The sequence below is a fragment of the Stutzerimonas stutzeri genome (genome assembly GCF_051028275.1).
In the GTDB taxonomy this organism is placed as follows: Bacteria; Pseudomonadota; Gammaproteobacteria; order Pseudomonadales; family Pseudomonadaceae; genus Stutzerimonas; species Stutzerimonas stutzeri_AS.
In genome coordinates, this window is the sequence record NZ_CP069269.1 from 1,955,624 (window position 1) to 1,978,652 (window position 23,029).

Sequence of the window (23,029 nt, forward strand, 5' to 3'; positions counted from 1 at the left end):
ACTACTGGTTCAAATCGTTCGCTTCGCTCACTGGGACGGGCTAAAGCCCGCCCCTTAACCAAACGTTAAGTAACAATATGCTCCGAAACCTAATTTCTCGCCTACGAAGCATGAAGCGCGACGAAATAACTCCACCTCAAGGGTCATGGTCAGTCACGACTGCGGCTCTAGGTGAAGAGTCTTTAATAATTAGGTTTCGCGTTAATGCGGCTGAGCAGCTGGGCAAAGCACACTTCCCTAATGTTAATGCTATTAGCTGGGCATTTGAGTCCCTGTCGCCGGGAACCCAAGAGGCTATGAATAACCTAGAGGACACACTTACAGATGCCGTTGAAAAACAAGGAACTGCATATTTAACAGCCATCGTCACTGGCCCAGATTCACGAGAATGGCAGTACTATGCAAAAAGCCATGATGATTTCATGAAAATTCTCAATTAGTCTTTATCGTGCTTCCCAGCATTCCCGATAAACATTTCATCTTTTAGTGATCCGGAATGGGAAGCATATTCACGGTTAGCAGGCAGTGAGTTGTCGCCTAACTAGTGGTTCAAATCGTTCGCTTCGCTCTCTGGGACGGGCTAAAGCCCGCCCCTTAACCAAACGTTAGCTGAGCAACCATGGATAGTATCGGGCAAGAACTCATTAACTTATTGCGATACCTGCTCCCAGGCTTCCTCTCAGCCTGGGTGTATTACGGACTTACTTCGTTTTCACTTCCATCGCAATTTGAACGCGTGGTACAAGCCCTAATATTTACGCTATTAATACAACCATTAGCGTATACATTCAAAGCACTTGCATTATTCATAGGAAAACTTGCATCACTAGGGGTATGGTCGCAAAATTCCGAATTAACAACATCAGTCATTTCAGCAATAGTACTCGGTATCGCTTTTGCCTACTTCACGAACAATGACAAATTTCATCGTCTAATGAGATTCTTTAAAATCACAAGAGAAACATCCTACCCTTCTGAGTGGTTCGGTGCCTTTGATAAAAATATCACTTATGTAGTATTGCATCTAAATGACGGCAATCGAATTTACGGATGGCCAACCGAATGGCCATCACAGGCGGGTTCTGGACACTTCCTTCTGGAAGACTCATCATGGCTTGACGATGACAACAATGAAATACCCATGTTAAATGTTAAGAACATTCTAATCCCTGCCGGCAATGTAATACTTGTTGAGTTCATGGAGCTTAAAAATGTCAAAGAAAGCGCCTAATCCTCCACCACCAAGAACGCCAGTTAATAACGGAATTAACGGTGGTATAACCGTTAACCCCACTCAACCCACAAACGTAAAACCACCACCTCCTCCGCCGCCACCTCGGCGCAGCTAACAACTGGTATATGGACTCTCCCCACAAGCGATGAGGATAGCTTTTTCGATCCAGTCGTCAGCGCGGTTGCATTCGTATATCCGGCCTGTTCTGGGCACTGCCCTGGCCATTCTGTAGTTCGCGCAGCAGGGGCCAAGCGTTCAAGCGATCACTAAGATCATCATTGTTATCGGCCTTGCTCTGCTGCAGGACTCGCCTGTTCCGACAGTCTCGCTTCTCACCACAACCACTAGAATTCACTTCATCGTTAACCCCGCCGTCAGGCGGGCTTTGTGCTTTGCCAGTTGCCGCTGAACCGACGCTCATGGCACCACACCGCCCAACAGATCCGTACCAGCTTGTTTGCCAGCGCCACGGCGGCTTTGTTGTGGCCGATGCGGTCGGCTGTGTCCAAGGCCCAACGCTGTAGTTGAGTCAGCCTTTCAGGCGTTTTTGATTGGCAGCGTTTAGCGGCCAACAGCGCGGCTCGCGCGCCGTGGATGAACAAAGTGCGCACATAGACGTTGCCCTTGCAGCTGATCCGCCCGAGCCGTCGCCGTTCGCCACTGCTGTATTCGTTCGGCGTCATGCCCAGCCAGGCGCTCAGATGTCGGCCGCTGGCGAAGCGCTCGGGTCTGCCGACGGCGGTCTTCAAAGCACTTGCGGTCAGCAGACCAATGCCGCTGACTTCGTCGAGCTTGTGCACGATTTCATCGTCGGCATGCCAGCGAGCCAGTTGCTGTTCGCATTCGCGCATCGATTGCTCATCTATGTTGATCTCAGCCAGCACCACTTGCAGCGCGCCGCGCAGCGCCTGCACTTCAGGCCGTTCGATCAGTTCGCACGCTTGGCGCAGAAAGGGCTTGATGCTGGTCGGCATTTCAACCCCAGCCTCGCGCAGGATGCCGCGCAACAGGTTGATGCGTTGCACTCGAGATTTCTGCCAGCCCTAGCGCACTTATGCAGCTGCTGGACCTGCTGCTGTTGCACACTCTTAACCGGAACCGGGCGGATCTCTTGGCAGCGCGCGGCTTCCAGGAGCGCGTCGCAGTCGTTGCGATCGGTCTTGTTCCGTCGCCGATACGGGCGCACGTAACGGGGGTGCAAGAGCACGACGCGATGCCCACTGTCCCGCATCAACCGACCCCAATGGTGAGCCGTGCCACAGGCTTCCATCACCCACTCGACAGGCTCGAGCTGCTCCTGTACATATCGCGCAAACGCCCCGGAATCGAGCCGCTTGCGCCGATCCACCCGGCCGACCTGGACACTCTCGGCAACCTGGTAAACGGACTTGGCCAAATCAACGCTATGCGTCTCATCGAACCTCTCCCAGCGAACAGTCACCACGGTGTTATAGAAGAAACGTGGTGCGGGGAGAGTCCATTACAGCCTTCAAGTCGTTCGCTCCGCTCACTCGGGACCGGCTAAAGCCGGCCCCTTAGCTTAATCGTTAAAGACTCCTAAAGTCGTACACAGGCTATCAGCGCCATGAAACCACTAAGAATCACGCTTAAAATTTCAGTATTTCTGCTCTGGCTAGCCGCTGGCATTTTCGTCATAGGCGGAACTATAGCTGTAATTTTATTTCCAAAATTCTTCAATGCTCTGTTTATATCTTCGATAGCTACAGCCGCTCTTTCTGTGCCATTTACTATCGCAAGCCTGGCCTTAGCATATAAAGAAAGATAATTACTAAAGGCTATGTTTTATTTTCAATTGTTTTTTCATGCTTTGTTGCCGGGCTTGGCTGGTTCGTAATTCCCTTTCTTTTGAAAAAAGATATTGAATCTCTAGAGCCGCAAGCAGAGGGCGCAGCGCTCTAACCATTGGTTCAAATCGCTCGCTTCGCTCACTGGGACGGGCTAAAGCCCGCCCCTTAACCAAACGTTAGGCCCGTGAGTACACCCTAATGACCACTGACCGCGTAACACAGCTAATACTAAGCGCACTGAGCCTAGTTCTCTTTACGCCAGTTCTTTTAAGTCATTTCTCATACATTGAAATCCCATTACTGATTCAGTTGTTGTTATCGGCAGTATCCATGCTATTTCTTCTTGCTGCATGGGCAACAAAAGCAAGTTTTAGAGAAAAGTTTATTACAGAGCTTCCTTGGCTTTTTCCAGGTGGCAAGTAGCCTAACTAGCGTATATGGACTCTCCCCACAAGCGATGAGGAATAGCTTTTTCGATCCTGTCGTCAGTGCGGTTGAATTCGTATATCCGGCGTGTTCTGGGCACTGCCCTGGCCATTCTGTAGTTCGCGCAGCAGGGGCCACGCGTTCAAGCGATCGCGAAGATCATCATTGTTATCGGCCTTGCTCTGCTGCAGGACTCGCCTGTTCCGACAGTCTCGCTTCTCACCACAACCACTTGGACTCACTTCATGGTTAACCCCGCCGTCAGGCGGGCTCTGTGCTGTGCCAGTTGCCGCTAAGGGTTCAAGCCGTTTGCTTCACTCGAGTCGGGCTAAACCCCGTCCGTTAGTCAAACGGTCGGCTGCAGAGGTCGTGCTACGTCATGACGGCGCATCACGACAGCCACGCCCTTGCTCCGGCGCTCATGTCAAAGGTTGGCACCACGGAAGATTCAGAAATGCTCAATATGCTTGCGAAAAACTCATCGTTTTCAATGCGTGTTCTCATTTTCTCAACAAGGCTCTCATAAAAAGCTGAACGCCTGTATTCACGTAGCGTTAGATGCATTAAATGCTCTGAGTGCAGCAAAACGGGGCTCGTCACAATTGTTCAACCTAGCCCTTAATCCGGCTGATCTCGGCGGCTGTTCGATCGCACTTGGTCAAATCATTCAAGCCAAAAGCAAGAGGTAGGTGATGCTGAATCATGAATACGGCGCGACTGGGGAAGCAATCAACGAGCCGCAGAAGCGGTTAACTTCCCGTATCAACGACGTGAGAGATGCCGGGCAGACACGCCGCCCTTTGCTGTACGGGCTCATCACCGCCGCGCTACTGGCGGTCGCGAGCGCATCGCAGGCCGACGCTGCGCAACGCCTGCGTGCCGCGGACTATGTGCCGGTACCACTGCATGCCTCGATCGACCGGGTGCAGCCTATGACCGGCGTCGTGTTGTGGAACGACAACATCAATGGCCTCGCCATGCTCGGCGATGACGTGCAATTGGAATTTGCCTACTTCAAGTACAGCGATGTCGTTAACGAGTCGGGCGTCTACGACTGGTCGCGGGTTGATGCGGCGCTGGCGTCATCGGCGGGGCGCGGTCATCAGATGATCTTGCGCTTTCACGACACCTATCCTGGGCACACCAAGGTCTCGATTCCTGCCCACGTCGCAGGCGCGCCCGATCACGCGCTGCGCTACCACAAGATTGAAGGCCAGCGCACGTTCGTGCCGGACTGGCGTTCGCCCACGCTACAGGCCTTCATCCTCGAGTTCTACAGCCGGTTTGCGCAGCGCTACGACGAGGATTCACGGCTTGCCTTCCTGCAGGTCGGTTTCGGCTCCTATGCCGAATATCACCTTTGGGATGGACCCTTGAAGCTCGGCACGACGTTTCCGTCGAAGGCCTTCCAACAGAAGTTTCTGACGCACCTGGGCGGTAAATTCGTAGAAACACCGTGGTCGCTGTCGATCGACGCTGCTAGCGCCACGTACACGCCGTTCTCGGCAGTTCCGGCCCTGCGGCAGCTGCAGTTTGGCCTGTTCGACGATTCTTTCATGCACGAGACGCATTCGCAGAGCGATCAGGAATACAACCGCGCCTCCTGGCTGTTCTTCGGCAGCACGCGTTATCGCTCCAGCCCCGCGGGCGGCGAATTCAACTACTACAGCGATTACGACCAAAAGAATGTGCTGGCCCCGAACGGTCCCTGGGGACGGAGCTTCGAGTCACTCGCGGCGCAATATCACATCAGCTACATGATCGGAAACGATCAGCCTGACTATCAGCCGCGCTGGCGTATTCGCGAGGCGTCGATGGCGACCGGCTACGCGTTTCGGATCACGTCGCTCACCAGCAATGGCGACTGCGTGCGTCTGACGGTGCGCAACGAAGGCGTGGCGCCGATCTACTACGACGCCTGGCCAGCCGCGAATGGTCAACGCATGGGCACTTCATTGAAGGGATTGTTGCCCGGCGCGAATCGGACCGCCGCGGCATGTATTGGCGCGCATGCGCGGGCGGGATTGCAGATCAGCATAGAAAGCGATCGCCTAGTGCCAGGCCAGCGCATCCAGTACAACGCATCGTTGCCGTAGGTGCGTCTATTGGGCTACGAGGCTTTATCAGTAGCCTAAACCGGCATTCAATACCACGCTCGGTTAGGCGCGCCGTCTGGCGTGACCAGCGTGGTATCGGGCAGTCTGGCGGCGCCGAGCGATACGGTAGGGCCAAGGTGCCGCTGGCGGCCGGTCAGATCGCTACCGCTGCCGCCACCCGAAGGAGGGTTGGCCGGCGCCGATCAGACTGCGGTACCCGTCCGAATCGAACGGTGTTTCAGGGGGATCTGCTCATCGCACCTTTCCCCGAGAGCAGGCACCACGGCGTTATTGAGGAAACGGGGTGGAGGGAGAGGCCATTGCAGCCCTGCGATTATCCGCCTCGCTCCGAACGCACCAGTAGAACCGGTTATCCAAACCAAAATTAGGGATTAGTAATTGAGCATTATCTATCTCGTGAAGAAAAATGATGATTTGATCTCTCATTGTCATTGTGACGAGTCATTGGTTTCTTACCCCGGTCAGCTCGATTGTCCTTGGTGTGGTTGTGGCTGGTTGTTTTTCTGCACCAAATGCAGAAAAGCTTTCACCTTTGCTACAGCTGTTGAGGTTGAAAAGACATGGGAAGAAATTGCCAAGGAAGATCTTGTCGGTTATAGCAAACAAGAGCCTAGCGATGAAGAGGTCGCTGAATGGGTAGCGTACATGAAGGAAATGTTGGGACACATCGAACCGGGTCGTGATTACGTTTACCTTGACGGTCATGTTATCCCTACTGACGAGGGTCAATTCGAAGCGGAGGGGTGGCATCCAAAGCACGTCTTTCCGGAGCCTCCTCAGTTAACAGCGATGACCCAGTCCGAGGTCATCGACACTGTTTTGTCGAACCGAGAATATTGGTACGGGGCAAAGCTCTAACAGCTTGTGCCAGTTAACGGTGCTGCCACCGCTCTACGCAGTAACGAATTTGTTATCCAATATTTTTGCCTATGTTCATTATAGGATAACTAATTGCTTTTCATACATCGGCCTCGTTTTTGCTGAGAAATGCCCGTATGGCTTCGATCACGCGTTCCGGCTGCTCACGATGCGGTACATGGTGGCAGCCGTCCAGCAGCAGCGTTGTCACGTTGCCGCTGGCTAACGCAGCGACGCGGTGTATGTGGGCGGGTGATCCGTATTCATCTTCGGAACCATGGATAGCCAATAGCGGGCAGGCAATGCTGGGTGCGCTGGTTTCGATGGTCCAATCGGCATAGCTATCCGATAGCCAGGTCTCGATCCAGGCCCAGAGTATCCATTCGGCTTTATCGCCGTGGTATTTGCGAAGCCGCTCCAGTTGGTCAGGTTCGACGAAGGCCGCTTGGGTCTGAAGAATGCCTTGGCGGGTACGGTCTTCGACGAAGGCGAGGGCGGCAATGGTGATCAGAGCGAGGCATTGGCGCGGTTGGTGTGCTGCGAGGCTGGCGGCCATGATTCCGCCGACGCTGTGGCCAAGGGCGATGAAATGCTCGATGTCCAACGCATGCCACACAGGCGGAAAGAAGCGTTCGGCCTCGTCTCGTATGAAGTGGTTCGACCAGCCCCCAGGATGGGGTGCGGATTGGCCAAAGCCCAGGCGGTCGTAGGCGATCACGTCGCGCTCGGTAGCCGCGGCAAGTCGCTCGGGAAAGTCTCGCCAGAGTTCGACGCAACCGAGCGAGTCGTGCATCAGCACGATGGGGATGTTGTGGGAATGGTTGGTGCGCCAACGACGTGTGAACACCTCGCCATGTTTGGTGGGCAGGTGACGATCTTCCGTCGAAACGATCATGAATGTTCCTTCAGCAAGGCTATTGGAGCATCCCTCTGTATGCCCTTGTACGGTCTCAATCTGAATGGCTGTACAGGCGATCCGGAATGCTCAGCGCATATGCAAAAAATGCGGCCTCGATGGGCCGCATAAGTCGTCGTGCTACAGGCCGATAACGCTGATGCTGAAAGCCGGACGCAACGAGCTGCTACGCAACCTCGCTCGCCCCGCGCTCAGCTAACTGCCGCCGCCGTTGACTGCTGCGCAGTTTTCTCCCGATCACGCAGCAGGAAGCGTTGAATCTTGCCGCTTGGGGTTTTGGGAAGCTCGCTGACGAATTCGATCTCGCGCGGGTAGGCGTGAGCGGACAAGCGCTGCCGTACGTGCTGCTGTAACGCATCGGCCAGCGCGTTGTCGCCTTGGTAGCTGCCGTGCAGTACGACGAACGCTTTCACAAGCTCCGTGCGTTCCGGGTCTGGCTTGCCGATGACGGCTGCTTCGATCACGGCCGGATGTTCCAACAGCGCGCTTTCCACATCGAAGGGACCCACACGGTAGCCGGAGGTGGTGATCACGTCATCCGCGCGCCCCACGAAGCTGATGCTGCCGTCTGCGTTCATCTCCACCGTGTCACCGCTCAGGTAGTAGTCGCCCACGAACGCTTTGGTTTTGGTGCCCACGTAGCCTGCAAACCAGAGCAAGGGCGAACGCTGGCGGTCCAGGGCGAGCATGCCGGGTGTACCAGCTGACAGCTCCCGTTGTTCATCATCCAGCACGACTACACGGTGCCCCGGCATGGCGTAGCCCGCCGTGCCGATGCTGACGGGATGGCTTAGCGCATGGTGGTTGCACAGGACCATGCCAAGTTCGGTCTGGCCGTAGTGGTCGTGGATGGTGCAGCCGAGGCCGCTCTTGAACCAGCGGATGACTTCCGGCGTGAGCGGTTCGCCAGCGCTGCTAACGGCCCGCAGCTTATCCTTGACGCAGGCTTCGACTTCTTGACGCGATGCCATCAGCAGGCGATAGGCCGTGGGTGAGCCCGCCATGTTGGTAATGCCGTATTCATTGACGATGCGGCAGGTGCTGTCGACGGTAAAGCTGCCTTCATAGAACAGCGTTGCGTGGCCCATGGCGAGTGGGCCGGTGACGGCGTAATAGAGCCCATAAGCCCAACCGGGATCGGCGATGTTCCAGAAATTGTCCTCCGGCCGGAGGTCCACGGCATCGCGCATATAGGTCACGAAGGCCACGATGGCTTTGAGCGGCACGTGTAGCTGCTTTGCCGGCCCGGTAGTGCCTGAGGTGAACATCGCCAGAAAGGGCGCATCTCCACTGAGCTGCACGGGTTCAAACTCATTGGCTTGGGCTTTTACCTGGCTCCAGAAATTATCGACGCTATTTCCTACAACCAGGCGCCGAGGTGCTGTGTCGATGTCATCCAGTTTTTCACTGTTGGCCGTATCGGTGACAACGAGCTTGGCGCCGGATTGCGTGATGCGGTGCTCGACAGCTTTAGGGCCGAATGCGGTGAACAGCGGCTGGTAGATAGCGCCGATGCGCCAGGTGCCGAGGATGGTAATGAGCAGTTCAGGTGTGCGAGGCAGCAAGCCTGCAACGGTGTCGCCTGGCTTGATACCGTAGCTGTGCAGAAGGTTGGCAAAGCGCGCGGACGCTTCCTTGAGCTGCGCAAAGGTCCAGGTGGCGCGCTGACCGTCTCGGCCTTCCCAGATGAGTGCAACCTTGCCGGACTCTGCATGACGGTCGCAGCACTCGACGCAGGCGTTCAGGGCAGCAAGATCGCCCGATAGGATGGCAGAGACCGTTTGATCGTAGTCGAACTCACTGGCCGCTGTTGCATGATCGCGCATGGCTGGCTCCTGGGTTTCTTGTTATTGGTTTCCGGATATTGGCGCTGGGACTGACGCTCAACAATGGCAAAAGCCATCAAGCTGGATGAGCGCTTTGGACAAACGACCAGGCGGGACAGGGCGCTTTGGGCGTGATCGTCGCCGCGCTGGAACGCATCGGGCTTGTGATCGCCTGTTTGGGGCGCCCCGAACGCTACGGAGCACGCCGGCGCGACGTGCGGCAAGCACTTACCAGCTGCAACAGCCTCGAAGCTATGAGCATCTATCGCTCAACCGGAGGTGATCCATGAGTATCGATCCGCTCGACAGGCCCCACGACCAGCAACCGGTGCCGGGCCAGCAACAGAACCCTAGCCATTCCCCGGAGCCGGACTTCATCACTGACAACCCGGACGTTCAGCCTGGCGCTGGTAGCGACACCCAGCCTGGAAAGCGGCCGGGCAGGGCGTCTGAGCCAGACCCGAACGAACCGGGACTTGGCAATCCATTGCCTTGAATCCATGACCGGGAACAGAGCCCAGCCTAGCGCTGGGCTCTTTTGCTATTCAGGCATGACTAACATCGAGCGACATGCGGCTCGGCATTGGCTGGGGCGGCGGCAGGCTTACTAGCACATCTGCGCCTGTAGCCTGCACCCGCTGATGCTTTCCGTGGATTCATCTCGCCGCCGCCTGCTGTAACCCTGCGCGACAGCCTTTCACTCGGTCGGCGAGGGTCGTATAGCCCGGCCGAGCTTCTTGCCTTACGATATATGAGAATCATTATCTTCTGGCATGGGTGTAGCTCACCCGACAGGGAGTCGAGATGGGAGCGTATCTGGCTGAAGTGTTGGTTATCGAGGACGACCAGGTGCTGAGCGCGCAGCTCGGAGAGTTGCTTCGCCTGCAAGGCTACATGGTGCGCTTGAGCCAGCTGGGCGAGAGTGGCCTGGCAATGGCGCTGGCCAACGCGCCGGATCTGGTATTGCTGGATGTGATGTTGCCGGACGTAAACGGTTTCTCCGTGTTACGTCGCTTGCGCGAACAGCAACAGACGCCGGTGATCATGCTGACCGCTTGCGGCGCTGAGGAGGAGCGTATTCGCGGGTTGCGCCACGGCGCGGATGATTACCTCGCCAAACCCTTCAACGTGACGGAATTGCAGCTGCGCATCGATGCCATATTGCGGCGTACGCGCAGCGTCGACAATCGAGCGGTCCAGCCACCTTGTTTGACTATAGACGCTCTAGTGTTGGACAGGCACAGGCAGCATGCCCGCGTCGGCGAGCAGGATCTGGCGCTGACGCCCTTGCAGTTCCGGTTGCTCTGGCAATTGATGCTGCAGCGCGGTGAGGTGCTGACCAAGCCCTATCTGTATCGGGTCGTGTTCGAGCGAGAGCACAGCGGCTACGACCGCAGCCTCGATATGCACATCAGCCGCATTCGCCGACGACTGACCGAAGCCGGGCTGGCTGCCGATCGGCTGCAGACCCTTCATGGCCGCGGTTACAGCTTCCAATGAACCGACGATTGTTTTGGAAGTTGTGCCTGGGCGTTGCCCTCGGAAGTGTGGCGCTGTTCTGGGTAATCGCACGGCTGAGCGGCCAGGCTGAAGAGCAGATGAGTTTCATCGACGACGAGCATCAGCGGACGCTGCGTGAATACGGCGCGCAGGCCGAAGCCCTGTACCGCGCCGGTGATGAGCGTGCGTTGCAGCACTGGCTGCGTGAGCTTCAGCAACGGGAGCAGACCTGGGCGGCGATCGTCGATCCGCAGTTACATGCGCTTGCTGGCAGCGTGCTGTCCGAACGGTTCTTGCGGGAATTCAGCCTTGGGCGGGACCCGTCCTGGAAGATCCATCTCTACTTTCAGGAGAACCCGATCATGGACGTGCCCTTTACCGATGGTCAGCTTCGCTTCCTGATCCAGCTGCCACAGCGCATGCGGCCAGGGCATTACTGGTATCCGGCTCGGTTGATACTCGAATTGGTGTTGCCCCTGGTGTTGTTGGTCTGTGGCTGCTTATTGCTCTATCGCCATCTGATGCAACCGCTGCGACGGTTGGAGCAGGCGACCCGGCAGTTCAGCGAAGGGGATTACTCGGCCCGTGCGGGAGCGCTGTTGGGTTCGAGGCGTGACGAGCTGGCCGGGGTAGCCGAGACGTTTGACGCCATGGCTGAACGCATCGGTGGTTTGATCATCGATCAGCGCCAGCGGCTGGCTGAAATGTCACACGAGCTTCGTACACCGCTGGCCCGCATCGAGATGGCGGTCAGTCTTGCGGAGCAGGGCGGCGACACAACTGCGCTGCTGCCCCGCATTCGCCAGGATTGTTCGGCAATGCGTCGTTTGGTCGAGGATGCGCTGACGCTCAGTTGGCTGGAGACGGAGCGGCCAAGGCTGCGTGACGAAACGCTGGATCTGACGGACCTGCTGGACAGCATTCTTGACGACGCGCAATTCGAATATCCGGATCGCCGAATCGATAAGCAATTGCCAGCCGAAGCAGAGCTGGTTGGCAGTTGCCATCGCGCACTCGGTCAGGCGATTGAAAATATCGTGCGCAACGCACTCGACCATACGCCGCCGGGCAAAAAGGTGCGAGTTGAGCTCCAATCCGACCCCCAGACCTATCGGCTGGAGATCACCGACCAGGGGCCGGGCGTACCAGCGCAATGGCTCGAAAGAATCTTTCAGCCGTTCGAGCGTGTCAGCAGTGATCGGCCCGGTTTTGGCCTGGGCCTGGCGTTGGCCCAACGGCAGATCCGCGCGATCGGCGGGCGTCTGGCGGCGATCAATCACGAGCAGGGCGGGCTATGCATGACCATCTGGCTGCCTCGAAGCGGGGACACAACGTAACAGTTGTAAAAGTGATACGCGGCAACTGCGTTATAGGGCCAGAATCATGAATACGAAACGTTCGCATTCATGTTAGAGGCTCTTCATGCAACACTGTCCTATTCCGCTATCCCTTCTCGGTTCGCTGTCTTTTGCTGCGCTGATCGGCGCCATGCCTTGCCTGGCGCAAGCGCAGCCCAAGGAGCCGTTGGAGCTGAGCGGCAGTGAGGTGACTGCTCGCCATGTACAAGGCGACAGCGTCGAAGCCGAGCAGCTGCAGCATTATCAAGCCGCTGATCTGCGAGATGTATTCGAAGCCAGCCCAGAGGTGTCGGTCGGCGGCGGCCCCGGTGTTGCTCAGAAACTGTATCTGCGTGGTCTCGAAGACACACTGCTGAACATCACCATCGATGGTGCTAACCAGCCGGGCCAGACCTTCCACCATACGGGGCGCATTGGTATAGAGCCCGAGCTGCTCAAACGAGCCGAGGTCCAGCCCGGAACGGGCGACGCAACAGCAGGGCCCGGTGCGCTGGGCGGTTCGATCCGGTTCGTCACCAAAGATCCTGACGATCTGCTGCGTGCTGAGGAGCGCGTCGGCGCGCTGGTCAAAGGCACTTATTTCAGTAACGCCGAAGGGTACAAGACGAGCACCAGCCTGTTCGGCAGATTCAACGACTCGTGGTCTGCCCTGGCCATGGCCACTTACCAGGACCAGAACGACTACGAGGACGGCAACGGGCGGGACGTGCTAGGGACCGGAGCGCGGCAGCAGTTGGGGTTCGCCAAGTTGGTCGGCCACCTGACGGATGAGCAAACCTTTCGCCTGGCTTATGAGCGGCGTACCGACGAGGGCGAACGCAGCCAGCGTCCTCAGTGGATACCAAGCAGCTTCAACCCGCTGTTCCCCCTGGAGACGGAGCGGGAAACCTGGACGCTGAATTACGGCTGGAACCCGCTGGGCCACGACCTGCTCGATGTTGAAGTAACCACCTATCACACCTCTACGGAGCTGCAGCAGGATGGTCGTTATGGCCTGTATTTCGGCGATACCACCAGTGCGGGTCTGGATGTGCGGAATACCAGCGAACTGGGCGCTCATCGCATCACCTACGGCATCGACTACCGCGACGACCGGGCCCGTCTGGGACCGGACGGCGATCGCAACCTGGATGAGGAGAACGGCGATGTGCTGGGCGTCTATCTGCAGGACCGATACCAGGTCACCGGCAAGCTGCTCCTCGGAATGGGGCTGCGCTACGACCGCTACCGCCTCGACGACCGTGACGGCCAGTCGTTCTCTGATTCGGGCGTCAGCCCTAACATCAGCATTCGGTATCAACTGACTCCTGAGCTGGCACTCCTCGCCAGCCATGCCCAGGCGTTACGCGGCGTACAGATCCGCGATGCCTTCAAGCTTGATGCGGCCGGCAACGATCCGGAACTCGATGCCGAGAAGGCACGCACCCATGAGGTGGGTTTCGAGTATCGCCTGAACCGTCTGGAGCTTTCCGGGCGGGTGTATGACACCCGCGTACGTGACGCTATCTATGATCCAAGCGGCCGTCCCAACCTCTACGTCAACGGTGGGACGCTGCAAACGCAAGGCGTGCTTCTGCGAAGCGCCTATCACTGGCAGCAGTTGAGCGTTGGACTGAGCTACCACCACAACGACGTGGAGTTGGACGGTGAGGCACTGAACGTCTATGAGCACAACGGACTGGGCACGACACTGGGCGACACCTGGACCGGTTTTGCCGACTACCGTGCCACTGAGACGTTGACCTTTGGATGGCAGGGACGCTTCGTCACGGCGGTTGATTCGTTGCGGACCGGTGTCGGCACAGTTGCGAAGCCAGGCTATGGGGTACATGACCTCTACGCTCAATGGGCGGCGTTGAGCGACGACCGGCTCTTGTTCAACCTGACGGTGAAGAACCTGTTCGATAAACAGTATCTGGATCACGCCAGCAACGAGGATTTCGAAGGTATTGCAGGTTACGAAGGTGTACGCGGCAGCTACGAGCCGGGTCGCGAGCTGCGCCTGGGCGTGGCGCTACGTATCTGAGCCGTAAAAAGAACGCGGCAGGGGACACGGCGTCTGGCGCCGTCACCCCTGCCTCAAGCGTTCAGCCAGCCTGGCTGTGGAATTGACGGTCGGTTGGAAGATCGGGCAGATGATGGGGCGCTGATAACCGTGCCTCGAGGAGTTGGACGAAAGCACGCGCCTCGGACTCACTGCGGAACGTGACCTTGTTCCGGTCCATGCGGACTTCCCAGGTGCTGCCTTCGAATGACGTAAGCGGTCGGACTTGGATATCCATGATGCCTCCGGGTCTGGAAAAGACAGGCGAACGCTAGTCTTGTGCGAACTGCTCGTCAATTTGCAGAATTGACGCAGCACCACCACTCGTCTGCCACCCCGGACGGCCGTTGCTCAAGCGCCCATGCGGGCGCTTATGGTACGTGCTGTTTCCAGCAGACGCTTGGCCGCATTCCCCTCGGCCTCGGCCATGAAGCCGGGTGCGGCGCCGACAATGGTGATGACTCCCATCAGCTTGTTCCCATTGCCGAAAAGAGGCGCAGAAAGCGCATTGACGCCCGCCATCAGCAGGCCGTGGACGGCTTGTACATGGGTGCGTTGCAGTTCGCTCATCGCTGCAAGCAGGGCGTCGGAAGACGGGGCTGACGGCAGGTTCATCTCATCCTCGCGCAGCTGGGCAGTTTCAGCGTTCGGCATGAACGCGTTAAAAACCAGCCCAGTGGACGAGCCCAGCAGAGGCAATACCGATCCCACCTGAGTCACCAATGTCACGGCGCGCACGGCCTGTTCGACATGCACCACGGCCGGGCCACGGTTGCCCCATACCGCCAGAAAACAGGTCTCGTTGAGTTCGTCGCGCAGTTGCGCCAGATGGGGCGTCGCCAGCTTGACCACATCCAGCCGGCCCAGGGCTGCAAGCCCTACGAACAGGGCCGCACGGCCCAGACCGTAGTGATTGGTCAACGGGTCCTGTTCGGCAAAGCCGCTGGCCATCAATGCCTGTAGATAGCGATGCACCTTGCTGGCGGGCATCCCGACATGTTCGGCCAGACGCGACAACGAGGTCGCCGGGGCCAGTTCGGCGAGTGCCGTGAGGATGTCCGTGCCCACCTCGGCAGCCTGAACTTTCTGGCGGCGAGGTGCCGTATCGGCGTTGCTGTCTGTCGTCAATTCGAACTGCCTGTTAACCGCTCTCTAGGGAGGCGCTGTTTATAGCTTGACGCATCGGTTCAGTACAAATTACTTTTTGCGTAAACGCATTACGCTAAATGAGAGACGGCTATGCAACCACAACAACAAATGCGCGAAACCTCTCGATACCTGTCTGGCTTCGGCAATGAATTCAGCAGCGAGGCCTTGCCCGGCGCGCTACCGGTCGGGCAGAACTCACCGCAGAAGGTGCCGTACGGCCTCTACACGGAATTGCTATCCGGTACTGCTTTTACCGTGCCACGCAGCGAAGCACGCCGGACCTGGATGTATCGCATTCGGCCGTCAGCCAATCACGGACAGTATCAGCGCATGGGCCAACAGCTGGATAACGCGCTGGGCCCGGTCACGCCCAATCGGTTGCGTTGGAATCCAGAGCCGCTTCCAGAAAACCCGACGGACTTTCTCGGCGGGCTGAAGTGCGTCACGGCCAATGCCGAGCCCGGCCAGCCAGCCGGTGCGAGCATCTATCGCTACGCCGCGAATGTGTCGATGGAGCGGGTTTTTTTCAATGCCGACGGCGAGCTGTTGCTCGTGCCACAGCAGGGCACCTTGAAAGTGACCACTGAACTCGGTGTGCTCGAGGTAGCGCCTCTGGAAATAGCGGTTATCCCGCGCGGCATGCGCTTCCGTGTCGAGTTGCTGGATGCCACCGCGCGAGGCTACGTTTGCGAAAATCACGGTTGCGCGTTGCGCCTGCCTGACCTCGGGCCTATCGGCAGCAACGGGCTGGCCAATCCTCGGGACTTCCTTGCGCCGGTTGCACACTTCGAGGAGCGGGACGAACCCGTACAGCTGGTTCAGAAGTTCCTTGGTGAGCTCTGGGTGACCGAGCTGGATCACTCACCGCTGGACGTCGTCGCCTGGCACGGTAACAACGTGCCGTACAAGTACGACCTGCGCTGTTTCAATACCATCGGCACCGTCAGCTTTGATCATCCCGATCCGTCGATTTTCACGGTGCTGACCTCACCCAGCGCCATTCATGGCATGGCTAACATAGACTTCGTGATCTTCCCGCCGCGCTGGATGGTGGCGGAGAACACCTTCCGTCCGCCGTGGTTCCATCGCAATCTGATGAACGAGTTCATGGGCTTGATCGATGGCGCCTACGACGCCAAAGCTGACGGCTTCTCGCCTGGCGGCGCCTCGCTGCATAACTGCATGAGCGCTCACGGCCCGGATCATGTATCGACCGAACAGGCGATCAGGGCCGAACTCAAACCGCACAAGATCGACAACACCATGGCCTTCATGTTCGAGACCGGCCAGGTGCTTCGGCCCACACGCCAGGCATTGGAAAGCCCGCTACTGCAGACCGATTACGACAGCTGCTGGGCCGGCCTGGCCAAGACATTCGACAAGAACCAGAAATGACAGGACGGCACAAAACATGACCGTACAGAAAGAGCAACGCAGCTGGGTCGAGTCGGCCAATAGCCATTCGGATTTCCCCCTCGCCAACCTGCCGCTGGGCGTGTTCAGCCGTGACGGCGATGAGCTACGCGGCGGTGTCGCCATTGGTGATTTCATATTCGACCTGCGCGCTGCCTGCGAGGCGGGTCTGTTCGAAGGGCTGGCGCGTGAAGCGGCCAACGCGGCCAGCGCAAGCAGCCTCAACGACTTCTTTGCGCTAGGAACCGCCGCACGCAAAGCGCTTCGAGGCGCGCTGCAGGAGCTGCTGGGTGAGGGCAGCGCGCAGCGTGAGCGGCTTCAAGCCATGGGCGAATCGCTGCTTCAACCAATGAGCCACTGTCAAATGCACCTGCCCGCCAAGGTAGGCGACTACACCGATTTCTACGTGGGTATCCATCACGCCAACAACGTTGGCAAGCTGTTCCGTCCGGACAATCCCTTGTTGCCAAATTACAAGTATGTACCCATCGGCTATCACGGTCGTGCATCGACCATCGAGGTGTCCGGCGCGACCGTCAGACGCCCCAATGGCCAGACGATGCCGCCGGGCGCCAGCGAACCAGACTTCGGCCCGAGCAAGCGGCTCGATCACGAGCTGGAGCTGGGTATCTGGATTGGCCAGGGCAATGCGCGTGGCGAGTCGATCCCGGTCGGCGAGGCCAGTGGCCATGTGGCCGGCTTTTGCCTGCTGAACGACTGGTCCGCGCGCGACCTACAGGCCTGGGAATATCAGCCGCTTGGTCCGTTTCTCTCCAAGAGTTTCGCCACCAGCGTGTCGCCTTGGGTCGTAACGCCAGAAGCGCTGGCGCCGTTCCGGTGCGCGCAGCCATCGCGCCCTGAAGGCGATCCACAACCGTTGCCGTACCTCTACAATGAGCAGGATCAACAGCAGGGCGCCCTGGATATCGAACTCGAGGTGCTGCTGCTGACCGAGGCCATGCGCAATCAAGGCCAGCCGGCGCAGCGCATCGCCCTGAGCAGCACGAAGAATATGTACTGGACGGTCGCCCAGATGGTCGCGCACCACAGCGTTAACGGTTGCAGTTTGCAGCCCGGCGACCTCTTCGGGTCCGGAACCCTGTCCGGGAACAGCGCTGACAGCCTGGGCAGCCTGTTGGAGATCACCGCAGGCGGCAAGCAGCCGTTGGAGCTTCCAAACGGCGAAACCCGAACCTTTCTGGAAGACGGCGACGAGATCATCCTCAAGGCGCGGTGCCATCGGGATGGCCAGGTCTCGATCGGGTTTGGCGAGTGCCGCGGTCGCGTGATGCCCGCCTCGCGTTAAGCCACTTCAACCAAAGCCCGGCTGCGATCAACGCAGCCGGGTTTTTTCGTGAGGCGAGCAGTCAGGGAAGGACAGCGGTATCCATTGTGGTTGGCGCGCTCGGGCCGGTTGCCGCACGCTGCATCTGTTCGGCCAGTGCTTCGGTGAACGCCTGGGCAGCCGACCAGCGCAGGTGAACCGCGTCGACGAACGAACCCACCGGTGTGCTCCAGTCCTTGTCGGCGTTCCAGTAGGTGCCGCTGTCGCCGAGCGCATCGGCGATGCGCTGATCGAAGTTGGCGAGAAAGGTGCCGTCCGGGTCGTACCGTTCCTTCCATTCCGGGTGCAGTGGGGTGGAGACGACCATCAGATCCCGGCCTTCTCGCTGGAGCCGTTCGCCCATGGCTTGCAGCGCGCTGAAGCAGTTGTGGTCCAGTGCGTCGGGTTTGCCGTACATGAGTTCGCGGGTATTGCGGGTCCTCAGCGGGCCGTCCCCGAAGCGGTTGAACACCAGCGGGTCCCATTCGATCCGGCCTGCGCGTTGCGCCTTGACGGTCAGCGCGTTGCGGGCCAGTGACTTGGGCGCAAAGTAGCGCATGTAATAGCCCCAGCGTGACGTGTCTTCATAGACATAGGGGTCGACATGCTCGCGGTTGAACACGGCCGCCGGTACACGCCAGCAGCCGGCAAAGTCCTGCGGGTCGGCGATCATCACAACGCTGCGGATGCTCGGTTGGCGATCGAGCAACCAGTGCCCGACGTAGGTCGACTGGTTGGCGAACAGCCCACAGAAAGCACCATTCATGGGTCGCACTTCGGGCATGGCGTTGACCAGCGCATGGCCATCGACGTGCCGCCACGCAACCGATGAGCCAATCACCAGCAGGTTAGGGGAGTCGATGGGGTTGTCGCGCAGGAAAGCTAGTTTTTCATCGACGCACAGATTATTGGAGAATGCCGGCGGCGGTAGGTTGCCGGTCCGTTCCAAGGCGAAAAGCGTCAGACAGAACAGCGCCAGAGCCCCGAACAGCCCAACAAACAGGGAAACCAGATACCGCGAACGCACTTGCCCCGGCGCACGGGCCGTGCTCGCTGTTCCCTGTTCGGCGGAGCTCCCATCCCTGGGTACGTTTGCGGTATGGATCATGACCTACCTTCCTTCGAGCTTGGCGCCGATGACTTCGGCGAAATGGCCAACGTTGCGCAAGGATTCCAGCTCCGCGGTGCGGAACTTGATGCCAAAACGCTGCTCAGCGGCGACGGTGAGCATGACGTGGGTTTGGCTGTCCCAGCCGTCGATGTCCTGAGCGGTCATCTCCGGCGACAGGACGATGCTGTCGTCGTCGAACACATCGTGAAAAACCTGTGTGAGTTCCTTTAGTACGTCCGCTTCGGTCATGCCTTTACCTCGATGAAATGGCGTGAAGTGTCTGTGGATGTGAGCTCGTAGCGCCAGAAGGTCGCTTCGCTCGCGGCGTTGGCGGGTGCCGGGTGTTGGGCGAAGCCGAGTCGCGGATAATGCTCAGCGACCATGCCGTTACGTTCTGTGGGACGGAATTCGCCTATCAATGCTCGGTAACCTGCTGCTATGGCGAAATCGATGAGGACGTCGAGCACCGCCTCTTCGACCTGCCGACCCAATACGCGGCAGCTCATCAGCCAACTGTCGATCAGCAGTTCATCGTCCGCGACTGCTGCATCCGGGCGTGCCAGTACGACGCTGATCAGCCCGTTATCACCGAATTTGTCAGTCAGGCGGATCGCCAGTGCAACGGAGTGTGGGTCGGCGGCGATGCGCTCGACTTCGGCCTCGCTGTAGCGTCGTGTAGTGAGGTTGAACTGGTTGGTCTTGTTGATCAGCTGCGTGCTTCGGGCCAGCTCGGCCGGTCCGATTGGCGTTGCGGTCAGCACCATTTCCAAGCCGCGCAGGTAGCCTTCCATATCGGTGGCCTGACTCATCGCGGCTTTGCGTTCCGCGTTCAGCGCATAGTTGCGGCCGCGTGTGGCGTCGTCGGAGGTGAAGGAGACCGCTTCGAAATAACCGGCTGCTGCAACACGGGCGGGATAGTCGGCTACATCGTCGGGTAGCTCCGGCACGGCGACTTCTGGTAACTCGCGGCGCACGATGTCGCGCTCGGCCGGGTTGTCGTCGACGAAGACCAGGCTGTCCAGGCCTATGTCGAGCATCGAGGCGATACGGCGAAGATTTCCGGCCTTGTCTTCCCAGTTGGCAACAAAGGCGGCGATATCGCTGCGCTTGAGCGCCATGTCGGGGTGGTTAAAGGCCGCCTCGGCGACACTCAGATCATTTTTGCTGCACACCGCAAGAATGACTCCGCGGCGGGCCAGCAGCGCCGCGTAGCGCTGGAACGCGAGGAAGGCTTCACCACTTGGCGAGCCCTGACCAAGCTGAATGCCGTCCACGCCATCGTCACCGACCACGCCACCCCATAGGGTGTTATCCAGATCCAGCACCATGCACTTGCGCGAGAGGCCAACGCTGGCCGCGGCGATACGTGCCAGCTGATCGCCATAGAGCGGTGCCAGATTCGGGCTGACCAGCTGCTTGGCCTGGTGCCAGCGTACCGGCTCGGCCAAGCCATCGCCGTAGCTGCCGCGTGCGGCTTCCCAGGCGAGGTCCATCAGCAGTACGCCGTCTTCGCGCGCGGCGCTGCGGATGGCTGCGTTGAGCCGATCGATCAGCGCAAAGGGCGAGGCTGGGACCAGCGCTTCGAATGAGCCGAATAATGGTGGATCAGCTGGCACGATCGTCTGCTGCACAACCTGTGCTGCGTAGCGCTCCCGCGCGCGGCGCCAGAGCAAGCGCAGCTCGTCGACCCGCTCGGCAATTGCTGCATCCACGTCTTCCTGCGAGGCCTCCAGCGGGAGTTGTAATGGCGCGTCTCTGGCATCCAGCGCGAGCACGATCAGCTGGGGTGCAAAACTCGCAAGTTCTGGGTCATCCATCAGCAGTGCCTGACGGTACATGCCGTAGGGCGCGACATGCACGCTGAGCGCGAGGCGACGGTGCAACCCAGCGACACGAATGGCCGGTACCAAGTGGTCGACGGTGTGTGAAGAGAGCAGGGCGATGCGCAACGGTCCGAGCCCGCTGACTGTCGTTTCGCCACCCGTCACCGCGCGCAGGCCTTCACCCGCCAGCCGGTCTAGCCGCGTGGTCAGCGTGAAGTCGCGGCGGTAGGCGGCGAGCCCGGTCGCCAGGCCCAAGCGTGCAATTGGATCGGTCTCACGTTTGGCCTCGCCAAGGGCAGCGCCAAGATCGGGGTGTTGCGCTAACCAGAGAAGCTGATCCATTAGCGGTTAACTCCTTTTTTGCTAAAACGAAATTCAGAATTGGAAGTAGAGAAACTCGGTAGGGGCTACTGAGAACGCCACGGCCAGCGCAAAGAAGCCGAGCACGCCAACGGCGAGGCCTACTGCAGGCGTTGGTGACCAGGCGGCGATAGGGAACCAGCGCAGCAGCCAGTGCTCGCGTGGCTGGGCATCGAGGGCGGTGCGGAAACGCGCCATCCATTGCTGCACGTTGGGCATCAGCCAGACGAACGCCAGCAGCAGCGCGACGGTGATGTAGTCGGACTTGTCGAATTTGGTGCTCAGCTCGCTCAAGCCGACCATGCCCGACAGCATCGCCATCGCGGCTGTAACGCTGGATGCACGGAAGAACACCATCGCCACCACGACGCAGAGAAAGGTCAGCAGGACGGCGCCGGCGTGGTGCAGGAACTTGTCGCTGTCGAGCGGCAGGCCGCGGCGCGCCTTATAGGCACGGAAGCCGTGGGCAACCACCAGGTAGAAACCATGCAGCAGCCCGAACACCACGAACTGCCAGCCGGCGCCATGCCAGACGCCCGAAATAAACATGGTCAGCACTGTGGGATAGGCGATCAGCACGACGAAGGTCCCGAGACTCATCTTGCCGCGCCTTGGCAGGGGCTTGCCGGCAGCCATCCGCGAGCGAGTGATTCGCATGACGATGGGGTTGTAGATATAGGCCGTCAGGAAGCGCGTGAGCGTCATGTGCCAGCGCGACCAATAGTCGATCACGTTGTGTGCCTTGAACGGGCTATTGAAGTTCACCGGTAAGCGCAGGCCAAACAGCAGGCCCAGGCCGATCGCCATGTCGCTGTAACCAGAAAAATCGAAGTAGATCTGCAGGGTGTAGGTGAGCGCGCCAAACCAGGCGTCGTAGAGTGCCGGGACGGTGCCGTCTGCCGCCACTGCGAATATTGGCGATGCCTTGGCGCCCAGGGGATCGGCGATGATCACCTTCTTGAACAGGCCGAGCAGAAACACCGTCAGGCCCAGCGAAATGTTGTCCAGCCGCGGCCGGAAGGTGTTGTTGTCGTTGAACTGCTTGAGCATCTCCCCGTGGTGGGTGATGGGGCCGGCGATCAGTTGCGGGAAGAAACTGATGAACAGGCAGTAATTGACGAAGTCGTGCTCGGTGACCTCGCCGTCATGGGCATCAACCAGGTAAGCGATTTGCTGAAAGGTGAAGAACGAGATCGCCAGCGGCAAGAGGATGTCATCGACCGACCAGCCGAGGCCGAATGCTGTGTCTACAGCGCCGAAAAGGAACTCGGTGTACTTGTAGTAACCCAGCAGGGCGATGTTTGCGGAAACACCCAGGATCAATACCGCTCGCGATGGGCGTCGCATCAGGTAGCCGCCGATGAGGTAGTTCACCAGCATGCTTCCGGCCAGCAGTGGCACATATGAAGGATTCCACCAGCCATAGAAGACCAGTGACGTCAGCGTCAGCCAGATCGCTGCGTAACGTTGTTTGCCGCTGCCTGCAAGGAGGATGAAACCGAAAAGAACGACCGGAAGGAAACCGGCGATGAACACCATGGAGTTGAAGAGCATCTTCCCTTTCCTTTTATTTGAATCTCCACTACCGCTGCCTTCCGTTCAGGACAGCGATTGCATACTGAGTCGCTCATCGATGGTCTTCATCGATGCAAAGCCTCTCATCCCCAAAATTCAGCAAAAAGAACGGCTTTGCACTCGGGCATCAATTCTGTTGGCAACAGACGAGTTAAGGCCCGGACTGCAAGTTGCGACTTGGAGTTGT

The 23,029-nt window shown here is 58.7% G+C and carries 18 protein-coding genes and 1 pseudogene; 10 read left to right on the top strand and 9 right to left on the bottom strand.

Annotation, left to right across the window (positions count from 1 at the left end):
• The first annotated feature begins 110 nt into the window (after positions 1-110).
• On the top strand, positions 111-440 hold the full coding sequence (locus JQR87_RS09075; RefSeq protein WP_407290771.1) for a DUF695 domain-containing protein: 330 nt from the start codon (positions 111-113) through the stop codon (positions 438-440).
• A gap of 179 nt (positions 441-619) precedes the next feature.
• On the top strand, positions 620-1,231 hold the full coding sequence (locus JQR87_RS09080) for a DUF6338 family protein (RefSeq protein WP_407290770.1): 612 nt from the start codon (positions 620-622) through the stop codon (positions 1,229-1,231).
• A 377-nt stretch (positions 1,232-1,608) separates the two neighbouring features.
• On the opposite strand, the pseudogene JQR87_RS09085 reads toward JQR87_RS09080, so the two are convergent.
• Positions 1,609-2,675 (bottom strand): annotated as a pseudogene (locus JQR87_RS09085) (IS110 family transposase).
• Positions 2,676-4,400: 1,725 nt separating this feature from the next.
• On the opposite strand from JQR87_RS09085, the gene JQR87_RS09090 reads away from it, so the two are divergent.
• Together JQR87_RS09090 and JQR87_RS09095 are read left to right on the top strand one after the other, a co-directional pair.
• Positions 4,401-5,564, top strand: a complete 1,164-nt coding sequence (locus JQR87_RS09090; RefSeq protein ID WP_407290769.1) for a hypothetical protein — start codon at positions 4,401-4,403, stop codon at positions 5,562-5,564.
• A 399-nt stretch (positions 5,565-5,963) separates the two neighbouring features.
• Positions 5,964-6,443 (top strand): hypothetical protein, encoded by a 480-nt coding sequence (locus JQR87_RS09095; protein ID WP_407290767.1) that lies wholly within the window; start codon positions 5,964-5,966, stop codon positions 6,441-6,443.
• Between the two features lie 100 nt (positions 6,444-6,543).
• Here the strand turns inward: JQR87_RS09095 and JQR87_RS09100 are convergent, their stop codons facing one another.
• On the bottom strand, positions 6,544-7,338 hold the full coding sequence (locus JQR87_RS09100; RefSeq protein WP_407290766.1) for an alpha/beta fold hydrolase: 795 nt from the start codon (positions 7,336-7,338) through the stop codon (positions 6,544-6,546).
• Positions 7,339-7,550: 212 nt separating this feature from the next.
• A complete protein-coding gene (locus JQR87_RS09105) occupies positions 7,551-9,185 on the bottom strand; it encodes an acyl-CoA synthetase (RefSeq protein WP_407290764.1) in 1,635 nt (544 codons plus the stop codon).
• A 286-nt stretch (positions 9,186-9,471) separates the two neighbouring features.
• On the opposite strand from JQR87_RS09105, the gene JQR87_RS09110 reads away from it, so the two are divergent.
• From JQR87_RS09110 to JQR87_RS09125, 4 genes are all read left to right on the top strand, one after another.
• On the top strand, positions 9,472-9,681 hold the full coding sequence (locus JQR87_RS09110) for a hypothetical protein (RefSeq protein WP_407290763.1): 210 nt from the start codon (positions 9,472-9,474) through the stop codon (positions 9,679-9,681).
• Between the two features lie 308 nt (positions 9,682-9,989).
• Positions 9,990-10,685, top strand: a complete 696-nt coding sequence (locus tag JQR87_RS09115) for a response regulator transcription factor (protein ID WP_407290762.1) — start codon at positions 9,990-9,992, stop codon at positions 10,683-10,685.
• Positions 10,682-12,022: a histidine kinase sensor domain-containing protein gene (locus JQR87_RS09120; RefSeq protein WP_407290760.1), complete on the top strand. Its 1,341-nt coding sequence runs from the start codon at positions 10,682-10,684 to the stop codon at positions 12,020-12,022. Before JQR87_RS09115 ends, JQR87_RS09120 begins: the two co-directional genes overlap by 4 nt.
• Before the next feature lie 85 nt (positions 12,023-12,107).
• A complete protein-coding gene (locus tag JQR87_RS09125) occupies positions 12,108-14,069 on the top strand; it encodes a TonB-dependent receptor domain-containing protein (RefSeq protein WP_407290758.1) in 1,962 nt (653 codons plus the stop codon).
• 61 nt (positions 14,070-14,130) lie between these two features.
• Here JQR87_RS09125 and JQR87_RS09130 read toward each other — a convergent pair whose 3' ends face one another.
• Both JQR87_RS09130 and JQR87_RS09135 read right to left on the bottom strand, forming a co-directional pair.
• Positions 14,131-14,325, bottom strand: coding sequence for a hypothetical protein (locus JQR87_RS09130; RefSeq protein ID WP_407290757.1), 195 nt, complete (start codon positions 14,323-14,325; stop codon positions 14,131-14,133).
• 113 nt (positions 14,326-14,438) lie between these two features.
• Positions 14,439-15,215: an IclR family transcriptional regulator gene (locus tag JQR87_RS09135; RefSeq protein WP_407290755.1), complete on the bottom strand. Its 777-nt coding sequence runs from the start codon at positions 15,213-15,215 to the stop codon at positions 14,439-14,441.
• Positions 15,216-15,326: 111 nt separating this feature from the next.
• On the opposite strand from JQR87_RS09135, the gene hmgA reads away from it, so the two are divergent.
• Both hmgA and fahA read left to right on the top strand, forming a co-directional pair.
• Positions 15,327-16,631 (top strand): homogentisate 1,2-dioxygenase, encoded by a 1,305-nt coding sequence (gene hmgA / locus JQR87_RS09140; protein WP_407290754.1) that lies wholly within the window; start codon positions 15,327-15,329, stop codon positions 16,629-16,631.
• Positions 16,632-16,647: 16 nt separating this feature from the next.
• Complete coding sequence (fahA, locus tag JQR87_RS09145; RefSeq protein WP_407290752.1) at positions 16,648-17,955, top strand: fumarylacetoacetase; 1,308 nt, start codon at positions 16,648-16,650, stop codon at positions 17,953-17,955.
• Between the two features lie 61 nt (positions 17,956-18,016).
• Here fahA and JQR87_RS09150 read toward each other — a convergent pair whose 3' ends face one another.
• From JQR87_RS09150 to JQR87_RS09165, 4 genes are read right to left on the bottom strand one after another with little or no spacing between them, the layout of a single operon-like run.
• A complete protein-coding gene (locus tag JQR87_RS09150; RefSeq protein ID WP_407290751.1) occupies positions 18,017-19,081 on the bottom strand; it encodes a hypothetical protein in 1,065 nt (354 codons plus the stop codon).
• A gap of 3 nt (positions 19,082-19,084) precedes the next feature.
• Entirely contained in the window at positions 19,085-19,333 is a 249-nt protein-coding gene (locus JQR87_RS09155) for an acyl carrier protein (protein ID WP_407290749.1), read from the bottom strand.
• Entirely contained in the window at positions 19,330-21,249 is a 1,920-nt protein-coding gene (locus JQR87_RS09160) for an HAD-IIIC family phosphatase (protein ID WP_407290747.1), read from the bottom strand. Before JQR87_RS09160 ends, JQR87_RS09155 begins: the two co-directional genes overlap by 4 nt.
• Before the next feature lie 33 nt (positions 21,250-21,282).
• Positions 21,283-22,821 carry an MBOAT family O-acyltransferase gene (locus JQR87_RS09165; RefSeq protein ID WP_407290746.1) on the bottom strand — a complete coding sequence of 513 codons (1,539 nt, stop codon included), beginning with the start codon at positions 22,819-22,821 and terminating at the stop codon, positions 21,283-21,285.
• Positions 22,822-23,029: the final 208 nt, after the last annotated feature.